The 21,035-nt window shown below is 53.5% G+C and carries 18 protein-coding genes; 8 read left to right on the plus strand and 10 right to left on the minus strand.

The window, feature by feature from the left end:
* Positions 1-2 precede the first annotated feature (2 nt).
* Positions 3-3,032, minus strand: a complete 3,030-nt coding sequence (cas10, locus tag RHI63_RS00480) for a type III-B CRISPR-associated protein Cas10/Cmr2 (RefSeq protein WP_310821699.1) — start codon at positions 3,030-3,032, stop codon at positions 3-5.
* A gap of 375 nt (positions 3,033-3,407) precedes the next feature.
* Positions 3,408-3,845 (minus strand): hypothetical protein, encoded by a 438-nt coding sequence (locus RHI63_RS00485; protein WP_206200602.1) that lies wholly within the window; start codon positions 3,843-3,845, stop codon positions 3,408-3,410.
* Positions 3,846-4,042: 197 nt separating this feature from the next.
* On the opposite strand from RHI63_RS00485, the gene gshA reads away from it, so the two are divergent.
* Both gshA and lpxB read left to right on the plus strand, forming a co-directional pair.
* Positions 4,043-5,182, plus strand: coding sequence for a glutamate--cysteine ligase (gene gshA, locus RHI63_RS00490; protein WP_310743925.1), 1,140 nt, complete (start codon positions 4,043-4,045; stop codon positions 5,180-5,182).
* A 2-nt stretch (positions 5,183-5,184) separates the two neighbouring features.
* On the plus strand, positions 5,185-6,372 hold the full coding sequence (gene lpxB, locus RHI63_RS00495; protein ID WP_206200604.1) for a lipid-A-disaccharide synthase: 1,188 nt from the start codon (positions 5,185-5,187) through the stop codon (positions 6,370-6,372).
* 50 nt (positions 6,373-6,422) lie between these two features.
* Here lpxB and RHI63_RS00500 read toward each other — a convergent pair whose 3' ends face one another.
* From RHI63_RS00500 to RHI63_RS00510, 3 genes are all read right to left on the minus strand, one after another.
* Positions 6,423-6,863 carry a Spy/CpxP family protein refolding chaperone gene (locus RHI63_RS00500; protein WP_310744674.1) on the minus strand — a complete coding sequence of 147 codons (441 nt, stop codon included), beginning with the start codon at positions 6,861-6,863 and terminating at the stop codon, positions 6,423-6,425.
* Positions 6,864-6,934: 71 nt separating this feature from the next.
* On the minus strand, positions 6,935-7,255 hold the full coding sequence (locus RHI63_RS00505; RefSeq protein ID WP_206200606.1) for a hypothetical protein: 321 nt from the start codon (positions 7,253-7,255) through the stop codon (positions 6,935-6,937).
* A complete protein-coding gene (locus tag RHI63_RS00510; RefSeq protein ID WP_149817174.1) occupies positions 7,252-7,857 on the minus strand; it encodes a sigma-70 family RNA polymerase sigma factor in 606 nt (201 codons plus the stop codon). Before RHI63_RS00510 ends, RHI63_RS00505 begins: the two co-directional genes overlap by 4 nt.
* A 158-nt stretch (positions 7,858-8,015) precedes the next feature.
* Here RHI63_RS00510 and RHI63_RS00515 point away from each other — a divergent pair, with 158 nt between their 5' ends.
* From RHI63_RS00515 to RHI63_RS00525, 3 genes are all read left to right on the plus strand, one after another.
* Complete coding sequence (locus RHI63_RS00515) at positions 8,016-8,675, plus strand: MotA/TolQ/ExbB proton channel family protein (protein ID WP_206200607.1); 660 nt, start codon at positions 8,016-8,018, stop codon at positions 8,673-8,675.
* Between the two features lie 105 nt (positions 8,676-8,780).
* On the plus strand, positions 8,781-9,182 hold the full coding sequence (locus RHI63_RS00520) for a DUF3110 domain-containing protein (protein ID WP_206200608.1): 402 nt from the start codon (positions 8,781-8,783) through the stop codon (positions 9,180-9,182).
* Positions 9,183-10,280 (plus strand): glycosyltransferase family 2 protein, encoded by a 1,098-nt coding sequence (locus tag RHI63_RS00525; RefSeq protein WP_310744676.1) that lies wholly within the window; start codon positions 9,183-9,185, stop codon positions 10,278-10,280.
* Positions 10,281-10,341: 61 nt separating this feature from the next.
* On the opposite strand, the gene RHI63_RS00530 is transcribed toward RHI63_RS00525, so the two are convergent.
* A complete protein-coding gene (locus RHI63_RS00530) occupies positions 10,342-10,716 on the minus strand; it encodes a DUF4278 domain-containing protein (RefSeq protein ID WP_206200610.1) in 375 nt (124 codons plus the stop codon).
* Between the two features lie 173 nt (positions 10,717-10,889).
* Between RHI63_RS00530 and RHI63_RS00535 the strand changes: the two genes are divergently transcribed.
* The gene (locus RHI63_RS00535; protein WP_310800325.1) at positions 10,890-13,205 is read left to right on the plus strand and encodes an ATP-dependent helicase; all 2,316 of its coding nucleotides are present in this window, start codon (positions 10,890-10,892) and stop codon (positions 13,203-13,205) included.
* Here RHI63_RS00535 and RHI63_RS00540 read toward each other — a convergent pair.
* Together RHI63_RS00540 and RHI63_RS00545 are read right to left on the minus strand one after the other, a co-directional pair.
* Positions 13,186-13,824, minus strand: a complete 639-nt coding sequence (locus RHI63_RS00540) for a hypothetical protein (RefSeq protein ID WP_149817184.1) — start codon at positions 13,822-13,824, stop codon at positions 13,186-13,188. The genes RHI63_RS00535 and RHI63_RS00540 overlap by 20 nt on opposite strands.
* A gap of 47 nt (positions 13,825-13,871) precedes the next feature.
* Positions 13,872-14,564: an HAD family phosphatase gene (locus RHI63_RS00545; RefSeq protein WP_206200612.1), complete on the minus strand. Its 693-nt coding sequence runs from the start codon at positions 14,562-14,564 to the stop codon at positions 13,872-13,874.
* A gap of 263 nt (positions 14,565-14,827) precedes the next feature.
* On the opposite strand from RHI63_RS00545, the gene RHI63_RS00550 reads away from it, so the two are divergent.
* Positions 14,828-17,302: an ATP-dependent Clp protease ATP-binding subunit gene (locus tag RHI63_RS00550; RefSeq protein ID WP_149817189.1), complete on the plus strand. Its 2,475-nt coding sequence runs from the start codon at positions 14,828-14,830 to the stop codon at positions 17,300-17,302.
* Positions 17,303-17,316: 14 nt separating this feature from the next.
* Complete coding sequence (locus RHI63_RS00555) at positions 17,317-19,038, plus strand: transglutaminase domain-containing protein (protein ID WP_310821700.1); 1,722 nt, start codon at positions 17,317-17,319, stop codon at positions 19,036-19,038.
* A gap of 6 nt (positions 19,039-19,044) precedes the next feature.
* On the opposite strand, the gene RHI63_RS00560 is transcribed toward RHI63_RS00555, so the two are convergent.
* On the minus strand, positions 19,045-19,200 hold the full coding sequence (locus RHI63_RS00560) for a hypothetical protein (RefSeq protein WP_206201713.1): 156 nt from the start codon (positions 19,198-19,200) through the stop codon (positions 19,045-19,047).
* Positions 19,201-19,210: 10 nt separating this feature from the next.
* Positions 19,211-21,022, minus strand: coding sequence for a translation elongation factor 4 (gene lepA / locus RHI63_RS00565; protein WP_310821701.1), 1,812 nt, complete (start codon positions 21,020-21,022; stop codon positions 19,211-19,213).
* Positions 21,023-21,035: the final 13 nt, after the last annotated feature.

Consider the following 21,035-nt stretch of genomic DNA (forward strand, 5'->3'; position numbering starts at 1 on the left):
TTTCATCGATCGCCATCCTGATTACTCCTTGGGGGTACAAACCGTTTATCAATGAAGAAGGCCATGAGCCGCAACAGGTTGAGCAGGTCTTGCAGATCCGTTCCTAGCTGACCTTCATGCTGGAGTGCCCAGTCTTCCCATTGATTGCAACACCGACAAAGCTGCTCAATCAGTTCTGAAGGGATGTCTTTTTCGCGGCGATTGGCAATGCTAGCGATCGCCTTCTCAATGACCCGCTCTTTGCTCAACCAACAGTGTTGGGGCAACTCTGTCACGAGTCGGTACAGCAGCGGACTCACATCGTCATTTGCTTGCTCAAGTAGTCGGCTCCAAGCCTCTAGCAGTTCACCCTTCAACACTGCTTCGAGGACATTGCCAGACCCATAGAGCACCCGGAAACAGAGGCCATCTTTGCCGGGGAGTTTTTTCGCCCGTTCCTTTTCGGCTTGCCAGAGGTTTTCTAGAACCGTGGGCAGAGGAACACTCTTGTAGGCAATGACCACGCCCATACTCATTGTTGCCCCTTTGCCCATCGTAAACAGGCGACGCATGTCCAAGACCTTAGCCGCTGTCTTGCCCTGAACCGTTTGCCAGTAGTCGCCGTGGGGTTCAAATTCGCCGGCTGGATCCGTACCGCCACACCATGCTTGACGTAGGAGATGAATCGCCGAGAGGGCATCCTCTAGGGGCAAGACGGCCATGACATCATCGCCACCGCTATAGACCACACGGCCACAGTGACGTTGCTCCACTAAGTAGGGCACCAGACGATTCGAGAAATCTAGCAGGGCACGGTTGAGTCCCACATGGGTGGCAGGTCCCATGCGTTTGGGGGTCTGGTTGAGCAGTGTTTGCCACTCATCAGGGTTTTTGATGTAGCTCTTTCTTTGCTGAATGTCTTGAATAATGTTCGTAGCAACATACTCACGATACTTCTTCAGGTTGCGACCGCGGACGTAGTTGCCCATGCTGTCGCCATCGGCCAAGAGAATACACCACCAGTCAGCAGGGGAGCGATCGCCCCAACCCACTCGTTTTTGTGTCTGATTCACCGCCCTCCGAAGTTCGGCCAGCTCCTGTTTACTGTCAAGACCTAAGGCTTCTGCCAACCACTTGGCCGAGAACATGACACCGTTGTAATTCCCTAGCCCGGCATCTACTTGGGGAATCTGGGTTGGGCGGCAAGTGGTGCTGTTAAAGCGAGCGTGAGCGGCAGTAAATTCTTGCTTCAATTCTTGCCAATACCGCTTGACCTGATCGGGATACTTCACCATAAAGCGAGCGGCAGCGATACTGCTGGCATTGGGAAAGCGCACCAAGTTTTCATAGTCCTCCTCAGGGCACGCAACTCCCAAAGACTCAGCGACACCGCCATGTTTCCATGCCATTCGCTTGGTGACTTCAATCGCATTCAAGCGCTCACTGCCATTAAATAGCCCCGGAAAGGCTTGGCTCATCACATACCAAAACAGGCGCAGGGAACTCACTGGCAGGCCATGCCCCTCGCGAAAGGGATCGCGGTACAGGAGATTGGGGTGCAGGGCACTGTAGGCCCCAGAAATCGAGGAGCGCTCACCCGGCGAAGCGGGAAACTGCCAGCTGCGAGTGTTTTTGACAGCGGAGAGAGCCGAACCAAGGCGTTGTTGCAGCAATGGCCACCATGTACCCACGTTAATCGTGGCATACACCTTTTCCTCAACCTGAGTGGGCAGGGGATCCTCGGCTTTTGCTAACGTGGTTTGGGCGGTTTTCCAAGTTGGGTAGGTAGATGCTCCACGCTGGCAGGTTAGAGGTTGGGTTGGCTCCCCAAGGGGCAAAGCGATCCAGTAGCTTTCCCAAAAGTTTTCCAGTTGGGCTTGCCAAAGGGCATTCCACTCCCAGCGTCCTCCCTGCTGCCAACTGAGAAACTCTTTCTTTAACTCCTCTTGTTCTGCTGCAGGAAACTGTGTATCAATCCACGCTTCAATGTGAGCAATCCAGTGACAATCTTCATAGCCACTCCGTACCTTGGTTTTGATGGCTTGGCGCACATTTTTGCCAAGGTTGAGCCATGTTTCCCGCAAATGGTCTTGAAGCTCTTTGCCAATCGTGTCTTTGTCTTGTTCAGGAATGAGTGCTGTAATCACGTTGGGAAAACCCGCTGTCACCAAGCTGGAGGACGGCTGCCCTTGTGCCTCAACTGGTTTGGGGATACCAAATTCCGCAAAGTAGGGTTCAAAGTCTGGGTATTTTTGCAGCAGAAAGGCATCAATGATCGTTTGGTTGTAGAGATTGGGGGTAATCACAACATCAGGGCCATAGCGTTCAGCAAGGAACCAGCAGGCCTTGGCACTTAGGTAGTGGAGTAGATAGGAACCTGACCAAAAGTCCAGCAGCTTGCGTGAGGATTTAATGAATTCCTGCACGGGGGAAAAGGAAAACATCAACAGCCATGGGTGCTGCGGTTTATCCCCATTGCTGGCGTTTCGGGGAAAGAGGGTACCGGCAAGGGCAGCGGTAATCGAGGTGTGGGCTTCGAGGGGGCAGTCGGGAATGCGCGTGTCTGAGGGTAACAGCAAGACATCTTTGGCATAGACCGCTTGATCTTTGATGCGGCGATCGCCAGCAATGGCTTCGCCATAAAATCGCCAAAACCACCAGAAGACCTTTTCAGCATCGGTTTCTTGGCGAATCTTGCTCCAGATGGACTGCGCCTCAATTTCAGCTAAATTCTCATCGCTGAGACTCGCTGCAAAGGCAAAGTTCAAATCACTTTTGGCACCAGTAATCGGGTGACGAATTTCCACTTGGGTGATATTTGCAGTGGTTGTTGGGGGGGTGCTCATGCCGCGCTGAAAGCTCAGGCGATCGCTGGCCGAGGCAATATGGTCTGCGGTAATACCGCCGTGATGCTTCCACCAATTTTCCAAATCCTGGGCATGTTGATTCAGGCAAGACACCTGTTGCCATGGGCCTTTGAGAGCTTTGTTGCCGTACAACGCCTTGAGGTAGGGGTCGTGGAGGAGGGCAAAGAGTTTGCGTTCGTAGTACATGGATGGCCTTCCTAGAACAATTGACTCCACTGCGAATCGGCGACCGTGCGCCTTGGGCGATCGCAGCTAATGTTTTATCCAGTGTCGTGAGTTGGGATATGCAGTGGAAGCAAAATAAAAATTCTTTTGTAATATTTAACAGTTTTTTCTACTAGCTATAAGAATTGAAACATTTGGGTCTTGCTTCCGAGAGATCTGCCAAGTTGCCTCCAACCCTGATGCTTTCGTTGAATCCCTTAGCGTTTCTCAGGAAGCGGGTTTGAGTATTTTCTAGTATTTCAGATGAAAATGACAATCCCTACCTAGGGGCGGGGCATTCAGAAGCTCCCCACTGGCCTCAAACCCTGATTTTAAGGGGACTCACTGCAAACTAACCTAGAAGCGATCGCCCGCCTCAAGAACTTTTTCAAGTTCGTCTGCCACCTCAAGAACCACGCGGATACTGGTGTAAAGGGCTTCGGGGTCACAGTCAGCAGCAACCTTCGTACAAAATACAGCGATATACCTATTGTCAGCAAGGGGACGCAACTCCCAAGCGCCAATTTTCTTATTGGCATTTTCAATTAACAGATAATTGGCTATCTCTTGGTCAAGAAAGCCCTCGCAACTGTAGCCCACAGACCAGACATCCCGAATTTCATAGCTTCCCAGCTGCTGGGTTTTGGAGTCAATAAAGGCCTGTTGCGTTCGACCGTTGGATAGCTCAAAGACAACGCGGTAATCACCATCCTCATCCACTTGATAGCGGATTCCCAGGCGATCCAAAACGCGACTGACACGGACATCTGCTTCGACTCGCCGCTGACCAAACATCTTGAGATTCTCACTATAGGGGTGATTTGTGTCATTGATAATACAGGTTAACTGATCAGGTTTTGATCGCCACAGGGAGGGTTTTACGAATGTTCATATGTGCGGCAGGGACGCGGGCATGGTATTGTGGCTAAGTAGCTCAAAATTCCCACTTTCTGCGAGGGGGCTCGCTGACCCAAGTTAGCCAAAGGGATGCCATGTTGTCAAAGGGCTTTGAGGTTGAACTCTACACGGGTAAGCCCACGGGCGAGATTGTGGGACTGTCGGATCGCATTGTGAGGGACTTACCGGGGTTTGTGCGTGAACCCGATAGCCGCAATGTTGAATTTACAACCCCGCCGGTCTTTCTATATGACCAAGCCCTCTGTGACTTGCTGCGCCCCCGCTTTCGGCTGCGCGCTTATTTGCAATCCCTAGGGGATTTAACGCTGGTTCCCGGTAGCACCCTGAGTCTAGGGGACAGTCAACGCTTTTATCGCTCTGACCCCCAGAATCCCTACCACACCTACATTGAGCAAACCTATGGCACAAGGGTTGTCACCGCCAGTGTCCACATCAACATTGGCCTGCGGGATCCAGAAGAGTTGATCCGTGCCTGTCGGCTAGTGCGGCTGGAGGCGTCCCTGTTTCTGGCGCTCAGTGCTGCGTCGCCGTTTCTTGATGGCAAGGTAACGGGCTATCACTCCACCCGTTGGGCAATCTTTCCGAAGACCCCACCCCAAGTGCCCCTATTTACTAGCCATGCCCACTTCATTGAGTGGACAGAGCAGCAACTCCAACGCGGCACGATGCAAAATGTGCGGCACTTGTGGAGTGCTGTGCGCCCCAATGGCGATCGCCGACCCTATGATCTCAACCGCCTTGAACTGCGAATTTGTGATCTAGTTACGGATGCCATTTCCCTACTGGCGATGACCGCTCTTCTAGAGGCGCGGCTCCTGCAATTGCTGGATACCCCTGATCTTGACCCCCTGCGGTGGGGGGATGGCGAGATGTTGGCACAACTAGCCGATGAAAACGAGCAGATTGCTGCAAAAAACAGCCTAGAGGCCGTGCTGACCCACTGGCGCGATCGCCGGCAACTAACGGCAGCCGCTTGGGTAGCCGAACTCTACGAAGAGGTTTGGCCGATCGCCAAGGCACAGGGCTTTAGCTGCTTTCTGGCACCGATTAAGAAAATCCTGCGACAGGGAAACACCGCCCAGCAATGGCTGGCTCACTATGCAGCGGGGCAATCGATCCCTGAGATTATGGCCACCGCCGTACAGGAAATGGCCGCTACGGAACAGGAATTTGCCGATCAACTCTGTCAACCAGTGGCGGCAGTGCGGGGCTAGGCATGGCGCATTTGTTCATTAGTACCGGCGAAGTCTCTGGGGATTTGCAGGGCGCCCTGTTGGTCAAGGCACTCTATCGCCTCGCAGCAGAGCGGGGGATTCCCTTAGAAATTTCTGCCCTTGGGGGCGATCGCATGGCCGCTGCGGGGGCAAAGCTACTCTTTAATACCGGAGGAATTGGCTCCGTGGGGCTACTAGAAGCCCTGCCATTGATCAAGCCAACGATCGCGCTCCAACTCAAGGCTCGCCGCTATTTACGGCAGCATCCCCCTGATTTAGTGGTTTTAATTGACTACATTGGTGGCAATGTCGCCATGGGGCGGTTTATCCGCAAACATTTTTCTATTCCCATGGTTTACTACATCGCTCCCCAAGAGTGGGTCTGGTCCCATAGTTTGAAGGCCACTCGGCAAATTGTTGCCCTCAGCGATCGCCTGATTGCCATTTTTCCAGAAGAAGCCACCTATTACCGCCGTCATGGTGCCAATGTGGTCTGGGTGGGGCATCCCCTCTTGGATCGCATTGCTGCGGCTCCCAGTCGCGAAGTGGCACGCCAAAGTTTGGGCATTGCTGCCGATGAGCTGGCGATCGCCCTGTTGCCCTTGTCCCGCAAACAGGAAATCAAGTCCCTCTTGCCTCTAATTTTGGGGGCTGCCACAAATATCGCCAAAGCCTATCCTGAAGCCCGCTTTTGGTTACCCCTTTCGCTGCGGCAGTATCGCTCAGCCATTGAAGCAGTTCTCAAGGAATATCCCATTCGCGTCACATTGGCGGAAGACTCCCTGCAAGTTCTAGCGGCCGCAGATCTGGCGATCGCTAAATCCGGCACGGTGAATTTAGAAACCGCGCTGTTGAATGTGCCTCAAGTCGTGATCTACCGCGTCCATCCCCTGAGTTTGTGGCTTTATCGGCGTTTCCTGAAGTTTGACCTCAAATTTGTCTCTCCCCCCAATTTACTCGTGAATAGAGACATCGTCCCCGAACTCCTTCAGGAACGAGCCACTGTTGCCAACATTACCGCTGCTGCCCTTGCGCTATTGGATCATCCTGAAAAACGCCTAGCCATGCAGGCAGGCTATGCCAAAATGCGAGCTGCGATGGGGACTCCCGGCGTGGTCGATCGCGCTGCCACCGAGATTCTTGATCTGCTGAGCAACAAAAAAGTGCAGGATCCGCTGTCCCGCACTTAGGGAAGTCATGAACTCCTTTAGAGCTTTAGAGCGTTGCCAAGTTTAATGGGTTACTGCTGGGGTTTCATGGGGCGATTGCCCGGCCGCCGCTGCTGCATTTGGGCGGCCAAGGCTTGCCGTTGCTGCGGTGTGAGAATGCCCCGCATGGCCAGCATGCTTTCAAAGCGGAGAGAGGCGAGTTGGTTTTCCAGTTGGCGCACCTGTTGGTGCTTGCTGCGGATTTGATCCTCCGAGGCATTGCCACTCATCATCTGCCGCAGTTCTGTCTTGGCGGTGCGCAGTTGGTTGCGAGTTTGTTCCATTTGGCCTTGGTATTGTTGCTGCACGGCTTGTAAACGTTGCCGCTGTTCAGGTGTGAGGTTTAGGTTGTCCAGATTGGCTCTCCAGCGAGGTCCGCCATAACCGGGGTCAGCGACGCTCGGGGGAGCGATCGCCAGTAGGGGGCTGAGGCTACCACATATAAGAAGCGTGGCTAAAGATTTTTTCAACATAGCTGTGTTCTCCTTTGTCAAAACTTAACTTGTCAAAACTCAACAAAGAGTAAAAGTAGGGTGGACAGAATTTAGTCGAAGATGGCGGGTTCTGCGTCCTGAAACATTGCTTGCCAATTGGTGGTGATGAAGATAGCCACTGCATCCGGGGACGTCTGCTTTGCCACTTGAGTTGAGGGTTTGAGGAACCACACACTGGTGGCGGTGGCGATCACCCCAGCCCCCAAAAGAGACACGATTTGCCAGCGTCGCTTACTCAGTTGATGTTGATGCAGAGCCGCTTGGACAATGCGCTGCTCCAAATGGGGGTGGGGGGGCGGGGGCGTCCCCGCATAGGTTTGTAAAAATTTAACCAAGGGTGTATCCTCCACAGGTGGGGGTTCACGTTTCATAAAGTGATTCCAGCCTCCGTAAAGTAAGTCCGCAATGTGCCTCGGGCACGAAAGAGGCGGGATTTCACTGTACCCACGGGAATCCGCAGAATTTCAGCAATTTCTTTTTGGGGCAAGCCCTGCAGATCATGCAGGACCAAAACACTGCGGTACTCCAAGGGCAGGGTGGCTAAACCGCGCTGAACTAAATCTTCGTAATGCAATTGTCGTAGATCCAGTCCAGGAGTGAGTGGCTCACTTTGAGACAGGTATTGCTGATGTCGCGATTTGCGCGTTGCCAGTTGGCGGCGATAGTCGCAAGCCACATTCCAGGCAATCCGATAGAGCCATGTTGAAAACTTTGCCTCATGTTTGAGACCCTTTAGCCCCTTCCATGCCCGCAAGAAAACCTCCTGCACTAAATCATCAAGGGCAACCGCACCGCACAACTGAAACAGGAGCGATCGCACCCGTTGCTGATGCCGTTGATAGAGTTCCCGAAACCCATTTGGATGTCCGGAAAGGCACTGCTCAATAATCCGCCGATCGGGATCGATCACTTGGGGTCGGGTCACGATAGCCGTTGATGCTGTTGCCGCTGATAGGGGTAAAGATACACTCATGCGAGGTATCACTCCATTAACGTAATTATCTATTTAGACGGGGCATCGAAAAGAGCGGTTCAAGACCCTTGGCACCACGGTTCGCTAGAATTTGGTAAACAATTGCGGCTACTGGCTGGACTATACTAAACGTCGGATGCTCTGACAGGGAACTGATCGTGAATATCGCTGAAATTTTTAACCGTGGTGGCTTGGCCATGTGGCCACTACTGATTCTCTCGATCTTGACCTTAGGCACCATTTTTGAGCGGCTTTGGTTTTGGAGCATTGTTCTCCGAGGAGAGACGAAACTGGCCGAGCAGATTCTGGATGCCGCTCGCCACGATTGGCAAGAAGCCATTGAATTAGCAGCCAATGCCTGTGACCAACCGATTGGTCGCTTCCTCTATACCCCTTTACAACTGATTGACACCAACCCAGAAATCTTTCGCCTAGCCCTAGAAGCTGCGGCTGATGAGGAGCTGAGTGCCATGCGGCGGGGAGAAAAGGTCTTGGAAGCAACGATTACGATGGCACCTCTACTGGGTTTGTTGGGAACGGTGTTAGGTCTGATTAGTGCCCTCAGTTCTATTCGCTTGGGGGATATTGGCACACCTGCAACCATGGGCGTGGGTCTCGGGATTAGTGAGGCCTTGATTAGTACCGCCTCTGGCCTGGTGGTGGCAATCATTGCCCTTGCCTTTCAGCGGCTCTTTCAAGCGTTTCTCTTGCAGCAGGCACAAATTTTTCGCCGCACCGGCAATGAATTAGAACTCACCTATCGCCAAGCATGGCTAGAGCAGCGGATCAAAGGGGAACCTGAAAAAACATTGTTCTAACTCAAGCTATTTTTGCCCCTTTGACAGTTCTGAAGGGGAAAATCCTACGGGTAGGGGGAACCAAAATCGTTATAATCGCTGTTGAGATTTCATTAGCGAGGCATCATGCGCGTTTACGTGTTGCTCTACAACCCGGGGACTGAAAATGAGGGCATTCATTCTCTGCAACTGGGCGATCGCAACCTGATTCTGATGTTTGAAAGCGAAGACGATGCCAGTCGCTATGCCATGCTTTTAGAGGCACAGGATTTTCATCCCCCCAGCGTTGTCCCCATTGATGCCAAGGAAATTGAAGAATTTTGCGAATCCTCAGGCTACACCTGTCACTTGGTTCCCGAAGGATTTGTGCCGACAAACGATGCTGAGCGTCTTTTCTTGGCACCCCCTGAACGCAATGTCGAAGAAACCGACTGGGAACTAGAAAATCGCGTGCCCCCCGCTGCTGAGAGTGAGTTCTCCGAAAGTGAACTGAATCAGTTGCGCCAACAACTTGAAAAGCTGCTGTAGATGGTGCGGGTCTGTGCCTGTCTAATTGTCAAAAATGAGGCAGCCCATTTGGCACGCTGTCTGGGCAGTGTCCAGCTTTGGGTAGATGAGATCGTTGTGGTAGATACTGGGTCAACGGATGAGACGATCGCGATCGCCCGCCAGTTTACAGAGCGCATTTTTACCTTCCCTTGGCAGGATGATTTTGCCGCTGCCCGCAATTACTCTCTAGAGCAGGCCACGGGCGATTGGATTTTGGTCATTGATGCTGATGAGGTGCTTGTGGCAGTGCAGGAGCCGCCTGTGCCCCTCGGCCAACAACTTGAGGGCAGCACTTTCAGTGCTTATCAACTCCTACGACGGGAAATCGGCACGGGGCAGCAATTTTCTGACTTTGCCATTGTGCGACTCTTTCGCAACCTGCCGACGCTGCGCTATCAGGGACGCTTCCATGAGCAGTTGGTTTCGACAGCCGCAGAACCGCTGACCATTGGTACTCTGGAAACGCTGCGCATTGACCACTATGGCTATCAACCCGCACAAATTCAAGCCAAGATGCGCGATCGCAACATCCCGATTTTGGAACGCATCCGCGCTAGTGAAGGTCTGCCTTTGAATCTCCTCTTTGCCTTGGCGGATATGTACCACGCTGTGAATAACCCCACGGCTGCGGATGACTGCTACCAAGAACTTTTTGAGCGGCTCTTGCCCCATCTCCTCATCAGCCAACTGCCTGAGAATGCCCCTGGCGCCCTGCCCGAAATTCTGAATCAACTGGGGCGGCGTCTGCTGGCTATGGGGGATCACGAAACATTGCAACTCCTCTGTCAGCAAAGTCTGGTGTGGTTTCCCACCTATCCTCCCCTCAATGATTTGGCCGGGCGCTGGCTGATGGCTTTAGGATTTCCTTTGGGAGCAACGGCCTACTTTGAGTATTGCCTTGAACTGGGGCGCACCAATGGCTACAGCAAGCAGATGATTTTTCCCTTGGGCTATGTGCGGGAGATTGCAGCCGAACAACTAGGGCGTGCCTATGAAACCTTGGGCGATCGCGAGCGGGCGGCGGCGGCCTTTGCCCAAGCAACAGCTTTTCGCCAAGAAAGGGGCAATCACCAATAGAAAATAAAAAAAGTGCCGCTGTTAGCAACGGCACCGCAGTTTGGGTTTCGGTGATCCAACCTTAGGCAAATTGCTGCCACTCTTCTTCCAGCAGACTGATGAGATCTTCATTGCCCTGACTCCGAGCCACTTGCAGCCGCCGCTCAAGAGTTTTCAGAATTGCATGGCGATGGGCTTCGGCCAAGGAGTCACGCTTACGCTGGGGAAGTACTGAAGGGGCAGTACTCGTCGTCGGAGCGGTTGTGGTAACTGGTGTACCGTTCGTTTGGTAGGTCACCCCCCGCCAGCAGAGGACATGATTGGGTTGAGGAACCGGTTCAGCCGCTTTGTGCCCTACCCATTGCACCCCCCGGTAGAAACCCTTGGCACCCGATTCAACAAGGGGAATGTGCTGCTCAGAAGTTTCGTATTTAACGCCGCGATAGATTACTTGCATAATTAAATCAAGGCTTCTAGGTGAATACTATTGACTCGTTATCAAGCTTTAGGTGATCTGCGTTAGGAAACAACTTGCTTCTAACTTTCTGTATTCTATTATACGATTTTTCGATCTTCATTGGGTAGAAGCCGGTTTTTTTAACAAATCTTTAGCCCTCCCACAGTCCTCCTATGAACGTGTTGTCACTCCCTGCCAATGCCAGTCACCTTCTAAGGACGTTGCGTCCAGGTCAACGGGAAATCAGTGAATGGCAAGGGGGTCTCTTGGCGGTATCGGCAGTGCCCGGAGCAGGCAAATCCCATGGCATGGCCGTAGGAGCAGCGATCGCCATCGCTCGCGAAAAACTCCATCAGCAGCGGCAACTGGTCGTAGTCACCTATAGTCGTTCGGCAGCGGCCAATATCAAGGTGCGGATTCGCCAGTACCTGCGGGAAATGGGCTTGCCCCGCAATGGTTTTAGTGTGCAGACGCTCCACAGTTTGGCCTTGAAAATTGCCACCAGTCACCCCACAGCGGGTCTGCGTTGGAGTGGCGAGAATTTAATGAGTGAGCATGAGCAGCGACGCCTGTGTGTTACCTGTGTTAAGGAATGGGCGCGATCGCACCCCGATATTCTCGAGCAACTGATCCAAGGCTGCGATACCAGTCCCCTGAGTGACGTTGAACACGATGGTCGCAGAAGTGCGCTTTTGACTGACATCTTGGTGAAGTTGGCACAAACCGTTATTAGCAGTGCCCGCAGTATGGCGTTGACGCCCCATGATCTGCGGCAGTTGTCCCAGCAGTTGCGCTCCCAAAGTGCAGCCGCAGCAGAACCCTACCCCTTTTTAGAAATTGGTGCGGACCTTTTGGAACTATACCAGCACCATTTAGCGCAGCGAGAGCAAATTGACTATGATGAGATGATTTTGGCAGCGGTACAACTCCTAGAGGGCGATCGCCAGTGCCGCCAAGAATGGCAACAGCGGGTGTATGCCGTCTTTGAAGATGAGGCGCAGGACTCGACCCCCTTGCAATCGCGGTTACTGCGACTTCTCGCCGAGGACAACACCACAGGGCAAGTGAATTTTGTGCGGGTGGGGGATCCCAATCAAGCCATTAACTCCACATTTACGGCGGCAGACCCGCTCTTTTTCAATGAATTCTGTGACGAATGTGCCCGGCAGCAGGCCTTCTATAAAATGACCCAAGCGGGGCGATCCACTGAGTTGGTGATTCGAGCTGCTAACTATTTGGTGCGATGGGTCAATCGTGCGCTAAAGGATCAGGAACTCCCCTTTCGAGAGCAAGCCATTCAGCCCGTCTCGACGGATCCGCAACCGGGGGCGAACCCACCCCCCTGGGGAGAAGGGGTAGAAATTGCTCGACCAGCTACTATTTTCGAGACCGTGCGCGAGCTGGCAGCACGTATTTCTGAGGTTTTAGCAGAGTATCCTGAGGCCTCAATTGCGGTACTGGTGCGTACCAACCGCCAAGGGGAATTTGTCGCGGATCTGTTGCGATCGCCCGCTAGCTTCAGCATTAATACCGACCTTGCCGCTCAGGGGATTCCGATTCTCGATGTATCGGGCATTGAACGGCGATCGCAGGTGCCCAAGGAATTGCTGGACATTCTTTATTTTCTCCACTGTCCCTATTCTCCCGAAGCGGTCAAAGCAGCCCTGACTGTTCTTCAGGAGCGCAAACGCATTTCTGTCCAAAATTTGGATCGCTTAGCCGCCCAGCCAGAGGTGTTTCTCTACCCTGGTCCTTTAGACCCCCCTGCCGAGGAACCAGTACTCAAGGCACGGCACTACTGTCAACGTCTCCTCAAAGCCCGCCTAGAGCTATCTCTATTTCCTTTGATCACGTACTGCGCTCAGGAATTGGGCTATGATGCCGCTGAATTGGCCACCAGCGATCGCCTGATCTGCCACTTGGCACAGCAGGAACCAACGCAACTGTGGGAGCGTATCCATCCCCGTTGGCAGGAGTTGGTGGCAGCGGATCGCTTTGACGCTGTTGAGATGGAAGACCTCCATAGCCGCTTAGTGCGATCGGGGCAAGTGACGATTATGACGATGCATCGCGCCAAGGGTCTGGATTGGGATGCCGTTTTTGTTCCCTTTTTAGAGGCAAGAACCCTCCCCGGTGAGAGCTGGGTGGCGGCCAATGCCAAGTTCCTCAGTCCAGAGGTGGATTTTACGGATGTGGTGCGATCGCAACTGCGTGCCTACGGCCATCAGCAACCCCTTCCTGACTGGCAAACCGCCTATCAAAAAGCCAAAGAGGCCAAAGTTGCTGAGGAATACCGCCTGCTTTACGTGGCCATGACCCGTGCTAAGCGTTTACTGTGGCTCGCCGCCGCCCACCAAGCCCCCTTTAACTGGCAGACCTTTGACTGGCGAGGGTTTTATCAACTGCAAGACAGTGACCCTTGTCCTTTCTTACCTGCCCTAGAGCAGAAGCTAAAGAAACATGCCAAGGCTACTCGCGGCGATCGCTAAGGCTATCACGCCCCGGCAAGCGTTCCATGGCTGCCAAGACGGCCCGTTCTGCTGCCAGAATATCCCGCTCCGCGCCCCCCAAAAAGAGTCGGCCAAAGCTGCCCACGGCTGAAATCTGCAAGATATTAATGAGTGCTGCCTTTTCCGCTTCATTGGCGGCCAGTGCGGCATAGGCGGCAGGTTCCACTTCAAACACATAGAGGGTTTGCCCCGCCAAAATCATATTGCCCCGCCGCGAACGGTTAATTAGTTGGGTGTGGTGGGCATCAATATTGCGAATGACTTGACTCGAAATCACCCGTGGCCGCAAGCAATCCTGTACCCGAGCGCCAATGGCATCTAAAATTGCTTGCCCTGCTGCGCGTACTTCCCCCTGATTGCCCGAATGCACCTCCAATAGTCCGTAGAGTCGCTCGATAAACAAAACTCCCGGCCGCACCACCGCAGACTTCAAGGCAATATCCAAAAGGCGATTGACATCAATCCCCGGTGAAATCTCCACCCAGAGGGAGCAATCCCCCGGCAAAGGCAAAAACCCTTGAGCCACGGTTCCCAAGTAGGCCGCGTGTTGCGGTTGAATCGAGTCGAGATAGACATAACTGCGCAGATCAACGCCCAAGGTGGTGGATTCCTAACGCGCCAGTACCCATGATCGCCGAAAATGCCCTAGGACAATAGCCATTGAAGGCGTGGATCCGTAAAGTCCTCAATGCAGACCTCTGCTCCTGCGGCTTGCAGTGCCGTTTCCGATTGGGTGGTCAGGACTCCCCAGCAGAGCATCCCTGCCCGCACCGCTGCCATCACCCCTGCCACGGCATCCTCAAAGACAAGACAATGCTGCGGCAACACCTGCAACCGCTCCGCCACTAGGAGATAGCATTCTGGATCGGGCTTGCCCCGCTGCACATCCTGCTCCATCACCACCGTATCGAAACAGTTGCCCACCCCCTCACAGGAGAGCACCAATTCCACATTGGCAGCACAGGCCGAGGTGCCTAGGCCCAAGCGATAGCCCTTTTCCTTAGCACTTTTGAGAAAGGGCAACAGCCCCGGCAACAGTTCCAAATGGGGTGCCAAGAGTTCGCGAAACACTGCCTCTTTGCCGGCGCCCCAGCGTTCGACTTCTGCTTCAGTGACCGATCGCCCCAGGAGTTCTGGCAGGAGTTCGGCATTGCGTTTACCCCCCATTTGCCGCAACTGTTCCAAATTGATCTGCTGCCGCAGTTCAGGGGTGCGATCGACATAGACCCGCCAAGCTTCAAGATGGTAGGGCATGGTATGGCAGACGACGCCATCCATATCGAAAATCAGGGCACGTTGTGAGGGTTCAACCGCCAAGAAATTGGATAAATCAGCCATTGAAGAAAAGCCAGCAGCCAGCAAGTGTAGTGTATCGTTTTTTCTCCCAAAGGGTGCTAGGAAGTTTTTTAGGAACCGCTGACCAGTCTATCGAAAGTGGTCACGGCACAGCCAAGGAAATTTCAACTAAAATACGGGCAACCGCACCTGCACAAAAATGAGTCAACATCTACAGTAATAGTAAGTTGGCAGACAAAAACACGCCAAAGTGAACATGTTAAGATGGGTGTTACCAGCACGCAGGAGCCATTAGGGGAAGGGTCATGTTTGAACGGTTTACAGAAAAAGCCATTAAAGTCATCATGCTGGCACAGGAAGAGGCTCGCCGCCTCGGCCACAACTTTGTCGGTACCGAACAAATTCTCCTCGGACTAATTGGCGAAGGTACCGGTGTGGCGGCAAAGGTGCTACGTTCCATGGGGGTGAACCTCAAGGATGCCCGCATCGAAGTGGAAAAAATTATTGGCCGTGGGTCTGGTTTTGTGGCGGTGGAGATTCCCTTTACCCCCCGTGCCAAGCGAGTGTTGGAACTCTCCCTCGAAGAAGCCCGCCAACTGGGACACAACTATATTGGTACTGAGCACCTTCTTTTAGGTCTGATTCGCGAAGGGGAAGGGGTAGCAGCACGGGTCCTTGAAAATCTCGGCGTTGACCTGTCGAAAGTGCGCACCCAAGTGATTCGCATGCTGGGTGAAACCGCAGAAGTGGCTGCCGGTGCCAGCCAAGGGCGTACCAAAACACCGACGCTGGACGAATTTGGTGCCAACCTCACCCAGATGGCCATTGATGGCAAGCTAGATCCCGTGGTGGGTCGGCAAAAAGAAATTGAGCGGGTGATTCAAATCCTTGGCCGCCGCACCAAAAATAATCCTGTGCTGATCGGTGAACCGGGGGTAGGTAAAACCGCTATTGCTGAAGGCCTTGCCCAACGCATTGCCAATAAAGATGTCCCCGATATTCTGGAAGACAAGCGGGTGGTCACCCTCGATATTGGCCTGTTGGTGGCGGGCACGAAGTACCGCGGTGAGTTTGAAGAGCGGCTGAAGAAGATCATGGATGAGATCCGCCAAGCCGGTAACGTGATCTTGGTGATTGACGAGGTACACACGTTGATTGGGGCTGGGGCCGCTGAGGGTGCCATTGATGCGGCGAATATCCTCAAACCCGCCCTAGCTCGTGGTGAGTTGCAGTGCATTGGTGCCACCACGTTGGATGAGTACCGCAAACACATTGAGCGGGATGCTGCCTTGGAGCGCCGCTTCCAACCGGTGATGGTGGGTGAACCCTCCGTTGAGGAAACCATTGAGATCCTCTACGGCCTGCGGGAACGCTACGAGAAGCACCACAAGCTGAAAATTTCCGATGAAGCCCTTGAGGCGGCAGCGAAGCTGTCTGATCGCTACATTAGCGATCGCTACCTGCCCGACAAAGCCATTGACCTCATTGACGAAGCTGGCTCACGGGTGCGCCTGATTAACTCGCAACTACCGCCTGCGGCCAAGGAACTGGATCGCGAATTGCGGCAAGTGCTCAAAGAAAAAGACGATGCCGTGCGTGCCCAAAACTTTGACAAAGCGGGTGAATTGCGCGATCGCGAGATGGAACTGAAAGCGCAAATCCGTGCCATTGCCCAGCAGAAAAAATCCGAAAGCGCCAATGGTGAAGAGGAAACCCCCGTCGTTACCGAAGAGGACATTGCCCACATTGTTGCCTCTTGGACAGGTGTGCCTGTCAGCAAGCTCACCGAAAGCGAATCGGAAAAACTGCTGCACATGGAGGAGACCCTGCACCAGCGGGTCATTGGCCAAGATGAAGCGGTGAAAGCCATCTCCCGTGCCATTCGCCGTGCCCGTGTCGGTCTAAAAAATCCCAACCGTCCCATTGCTAGCTTTATCTTCTCTGGGCCAACCGGTGTGGGTAAAACCGAGCTAACGAAAGCCTTGGCCGCCTACTTCTTTGGTTCTGAAGAGGCGATGATCCGCTTGGATATGTCCGAGTACATGGAGCGGCATACCGTCTCCAAGCTCATTGGTTCGCCCCCCGGCTATGTCGGCTACAACGAGGGCGGTCAACTGACCGAAGCCGTGCGGCGGCGTCCCTACACGGTGGTGCTCTTTGACGAAATCGAGAAAGCCCATCCCGATGTCTTTAACCTGCTGCTGCAAATCCTTGAGGATGGTCGCCTCACTGACTCTAAGGGGCGTACCGTTGACTTCAAGAACACCCTCTTGATCATGACCTCGAACATTGGCTCGAAGGTGATTGAGAAAGGCGCTGGCGGTCTTGGCTTTGAGTTTGGCACTGAGGATGCTGCTGAATCGCAATACAATCGCATTCGCTCCTTGGTGAATGAGGAACTGAAGCAGTACTTCCGTCCAGAGTTCCTCAACCGCGTGGATGAGATTATTGTCTTCCGCCAGCTGACCAAAGACGAGGTCAAGCAAATTGCTGACATCCTCTTGAAGGAGGTCTTCTCACGCCTGACCGAGAAAGGAATCACCCTAGAAGTGACGGATCGCTTCAAGGAGCGACTCATTGAAGAAGGCTACAATCCCAGCTACGGTGCGCGACCCCTGCGGCGGGCCATTATGCGCCTCTTAGAGGACACCTTGGCTGAGGAAATGCTCTCTGGCCGTATTCGTGAAGGGGATACTGCCCTCATTGATGTGGATGAATCAGGTCAAGTGAAGATCCAAGCTCAACCTCGGCGTGAGCTACTGCCCCAAGCGGTTGAGTAGGGTATTGACTTCCTATGCCAGACACACCGCAAGAGGTTTATGGGGACTCCCTCAGCTCCCGAGCGCTGGATCACGACTGGCACACCATTTATCCCTTGGGTGCTTACCAAATCCACGGTCTGGCATGGGTCGATCCCCAAGCCCTGTGGCTACGTCAATTGCCCCGTTTGCCCTTTTGCCAAGCAACCCTTGGCGCCAGTTTTTTGGCCTTGGACCGGGTACGGGGCTTTATTTTGCTCATCAATGGCGAAAATGACCACAGTGAGATTCTCAATCCCTACGATCTAGAGGCATTTCTCGATGCCGATGGCCTCTGTCTCCATCGCGAAACCCTCTGGTTTTGCCGGGACACATGGCTCTATCGCTGTCATCTGCCTGACTGGCATGTAGAAAAGGTGTTGGCGTGCCGCTATCCCATTTACGGTGTGGCGGTGGATGACACAGGCATCTATGTGGCCTGTCAAAAATCGGGTTACATTCACTGTTTTGACGAGACGGGTCGAGAGCAGTATCGCCTCAGTGCGCCGGGCATTGGCTGTGAAAATTTAGCCCTTAAGGATGGCTATCTGTGGGTGAGCGATCGCTTAGAGCAATCCATCTATTGTCTCGATCGCCAGAGTGGCCGTGTTGAATGGGTGGCCTTGACGCCCTTTGCCCAGCCAACGGCGTTTACCTTTGATGCGACGGGGCGACTGTGGGTAGCCTATGGCGGCGAAGAACCCTATTTGCGGGATAACCCCAACAACCGCGAAGCCCCCCTCGAAATTGATCATCGCGATATTTGCCTGATTCATCCTCTGCTCTATCAGACCCACAAAGAGCAGCATTACACGGTCTCCAATGGCTATCTGATTGAGATGGCCTACGTGGAGGAAATGTCTCCCCTTGAGGCGCTGCACCTAGATAACCTAGAGTGGCGAATTGCTCTGCCCGCCAATTCCCTGCGCCAAAAATTGCTGCGGGTTGAACCCGTCGGTACCCCCTTTCACTTGGAAACGGTGGGTGATCAGCAGGTGGCGGTGTTTGATTTTCCTGAAGTGCGTCCCTACGAAGCCCGTCTTTTTGGTTGGCGTGCTTGGCTAGAAGTGAGAGGTATCAAGTACCATCTCAGCTTTGACGACATTGATGAGACGCTACCGCTGCCACCAGAATTTGCAGCACAGTATCTAGTGGATAACGATGAGTTGGCGATGGATCAACCCATTGTCCAAGAGGCGGCACGGCAAGCTGTGGGCACAGAGACCAATATCCTGCGTAAGATGCTCAAGATTCGTAACTATGTGTACGATCGCCTGAGCTATGCCATGCGACCCACGATTGAAACCCCCGATTTGGTTTTGAAACGGGGAACGGGGTCCTGTGGTGAGTACGTGGGGGTGCTCCTTGCCTTGGCGCGATTAAATGGCATTGCCTGCCGTACGGTGGGTCGCTACAAATGTCCCCCCCATCCCCAAAAGCGGGGTATTCCCCTCCAACCCACCTATAACCACGTTTGGTTGGAGTTTTATGTGCCGGGGGTTGGCTGGTTGCCCATGGAGTCCAATCCCGATGATGTCGTAGAGCGCGGCCCTTATCCAACGCGGTTCTTTATGGCACTGCCTTGGTACCACGTGGAAGCGGGTAAAGGGATTCGCTTTGAGAGCATGAATTATCGCGATCGCGGACTACGCCTTGGAGATTTAGCCCTCAATCATGTGCGCTTTACCATTCATAGTGAGCTGCCCCCAATTGCCTAAACAGTTCTAAGACAGGAGCACTCGCAGTAATCCCAAAGGAGCCGGCTGCCAATCGCCGCGCCAATCCAAAAGCTGTACTAACACCAAGTAGCCAATTCCCAATAACAGGGAAATGACACCGGTGACGATCGCCACCCATTTGCCCGATGACCGTTGAGACACCCTGAGCCTCCTATTCATTCTTGAGTCGCAATACTGCCATAAAGGCCTCTTGGGGGACATCCACCCGCCCGATCGCCTTCATCCGTTTTTTACCCGCTTTTTGTTTTTCGAGGAGCTTGCGTTTACGGGTCACATCGCCGCCGTAGCACTTGGCCAAGACATCTTTGCGTAAGGCGGGAATACTTTCACTGGCAATCACCCGTGAGCCAATGGCCGCTTGAATGGGAATTTTGAACTGGTGGCGTGGGATCAAATCCTTGAGTTTGCTGACAAGGGCACGTCCCACATAGTAGGCCTTATCGCGGTGAACAATCGCTGCCAAGGAATCCACTGGGTCGTTATTGATCAGGATATCCAGTTTCACCAGATCATTAGGACGGTAGCCAATCAGGTGGTATTCCATACTGGCATAGCCCCGCGATCGCGACTTCATTTCATCGAAAAAGTCCGTCACAATTTCCGCCAAGGGCATTTCATAGACCAATGTGGTGCGCCCTTGGGTGAGGTAGCGCATATCCTTAAAGATGCCCCGCCGCGACTGCGCCAACTCCATCAGCGTTCCCACATAGGTTTCGGGGGTAATCATTTCCAGTTGAACGTAGGGTTCCTCAATTTTTTCGCGGTATTGGGGTTCCGGTAGCAGGCTGGGGTTATCAATCGTCAGCACCTCCCCTTTCACCGTGGTCACGCGATAGACCACCGAAGGGGCAGTAATGATTAAGTCCAGATTGTATTCCCGCTCTAGCCGCTCTTGGATAATTTCCATGTGCAGCAGCCCCAAAAAGCCACAGCGGAACCCAAAGCCCATGGCACTGGAGGTTTCCGGCTCGTAGTGGAGCGAAGCATCGTTGAGCTTCAATTTTTCAAGGGCTTCCCGCAGATCCTCAAACTGATCGGCATCGGTGGGAAAAAGACCACAAAAGACCATCGGTTTGGCCTCGGTGTAACCCGGAAGAGGTTCCTTGGCTGGGTTTTGTGCCAATGTAATCGTGTCGCCGACACGGGCATCGCCAACGGCTTTAATGGCGGCTGCGAGGTAGCCCACTTCCCCGGCATGGAGACTGTCCACGGGTTTTTGGTTGGGGGCGAGGACGCCGAGTTCATCAATTTCGTATTCTTTGCCAGAGGCCATCAAGCGAATGCGATCGCCCTTGCGAACCACACCATCCATGACCCGAAAATAGACAATCACCCCTCGGTAGGCATCGTAGTAGCTATCAAAAATCAATGCCCGCAGGGGTTGATCTACCGTATCCCGAGGCGGCGGCACCAAATGCACAATCGATTCCAGAATTTCCTCAATGCCAATCCCTTCCTTGGCGGACGCTAGAACCGCTTGGGAGCAATCGAGACCAATAATCTCTTCGATTTCGGCCTTGACGCGATCGGGTTCAGCACCGGGTAGGTCAATTTTGTTGAGGACCGGAATAATCTCTAAATTATGCTCCAATGCCAGATAGACATTGGCCAGTGTTTGCGCTTCTACCCCTTGGGAGGCATCCACAACGAGGAGTGCCCCTTCACAGGCAGCCAGCGATCGCGACACCTCATAGGAAAAATCCACGTGGCCGGGGGTGTCAATCAAATTCAAAATATACGTTTCGCCATCGCGACTGGTGTAGGTCATGCGGGCAGCTTGCAGCTTAATCGTAATTCCCCGCTCCCGCTCCAGCTCCATATTGTCAAGAAACTGTTCCTTCATTTCACGGGGATCCACCGTGCCTGTAAATTGCAGCAGGCGATCGGCAAGGGTCGATTTGCCGTGATCAATGTGGGCAATGATCGAGAAATTGCGAATGTGGGAAACGGGGACGTCGGTCATACCAGCGAGGACA

Origin of the sequence: Thermosynechococcus sp. GLH187, assembly GCF_031583395.1 — a bacterium.
Lineage (GTDB): Bacteria > Cyanobacteriota > Cyanobacteriia > Thermosynechococcales > Thermosynechococcaceae > Thermosynechococcus.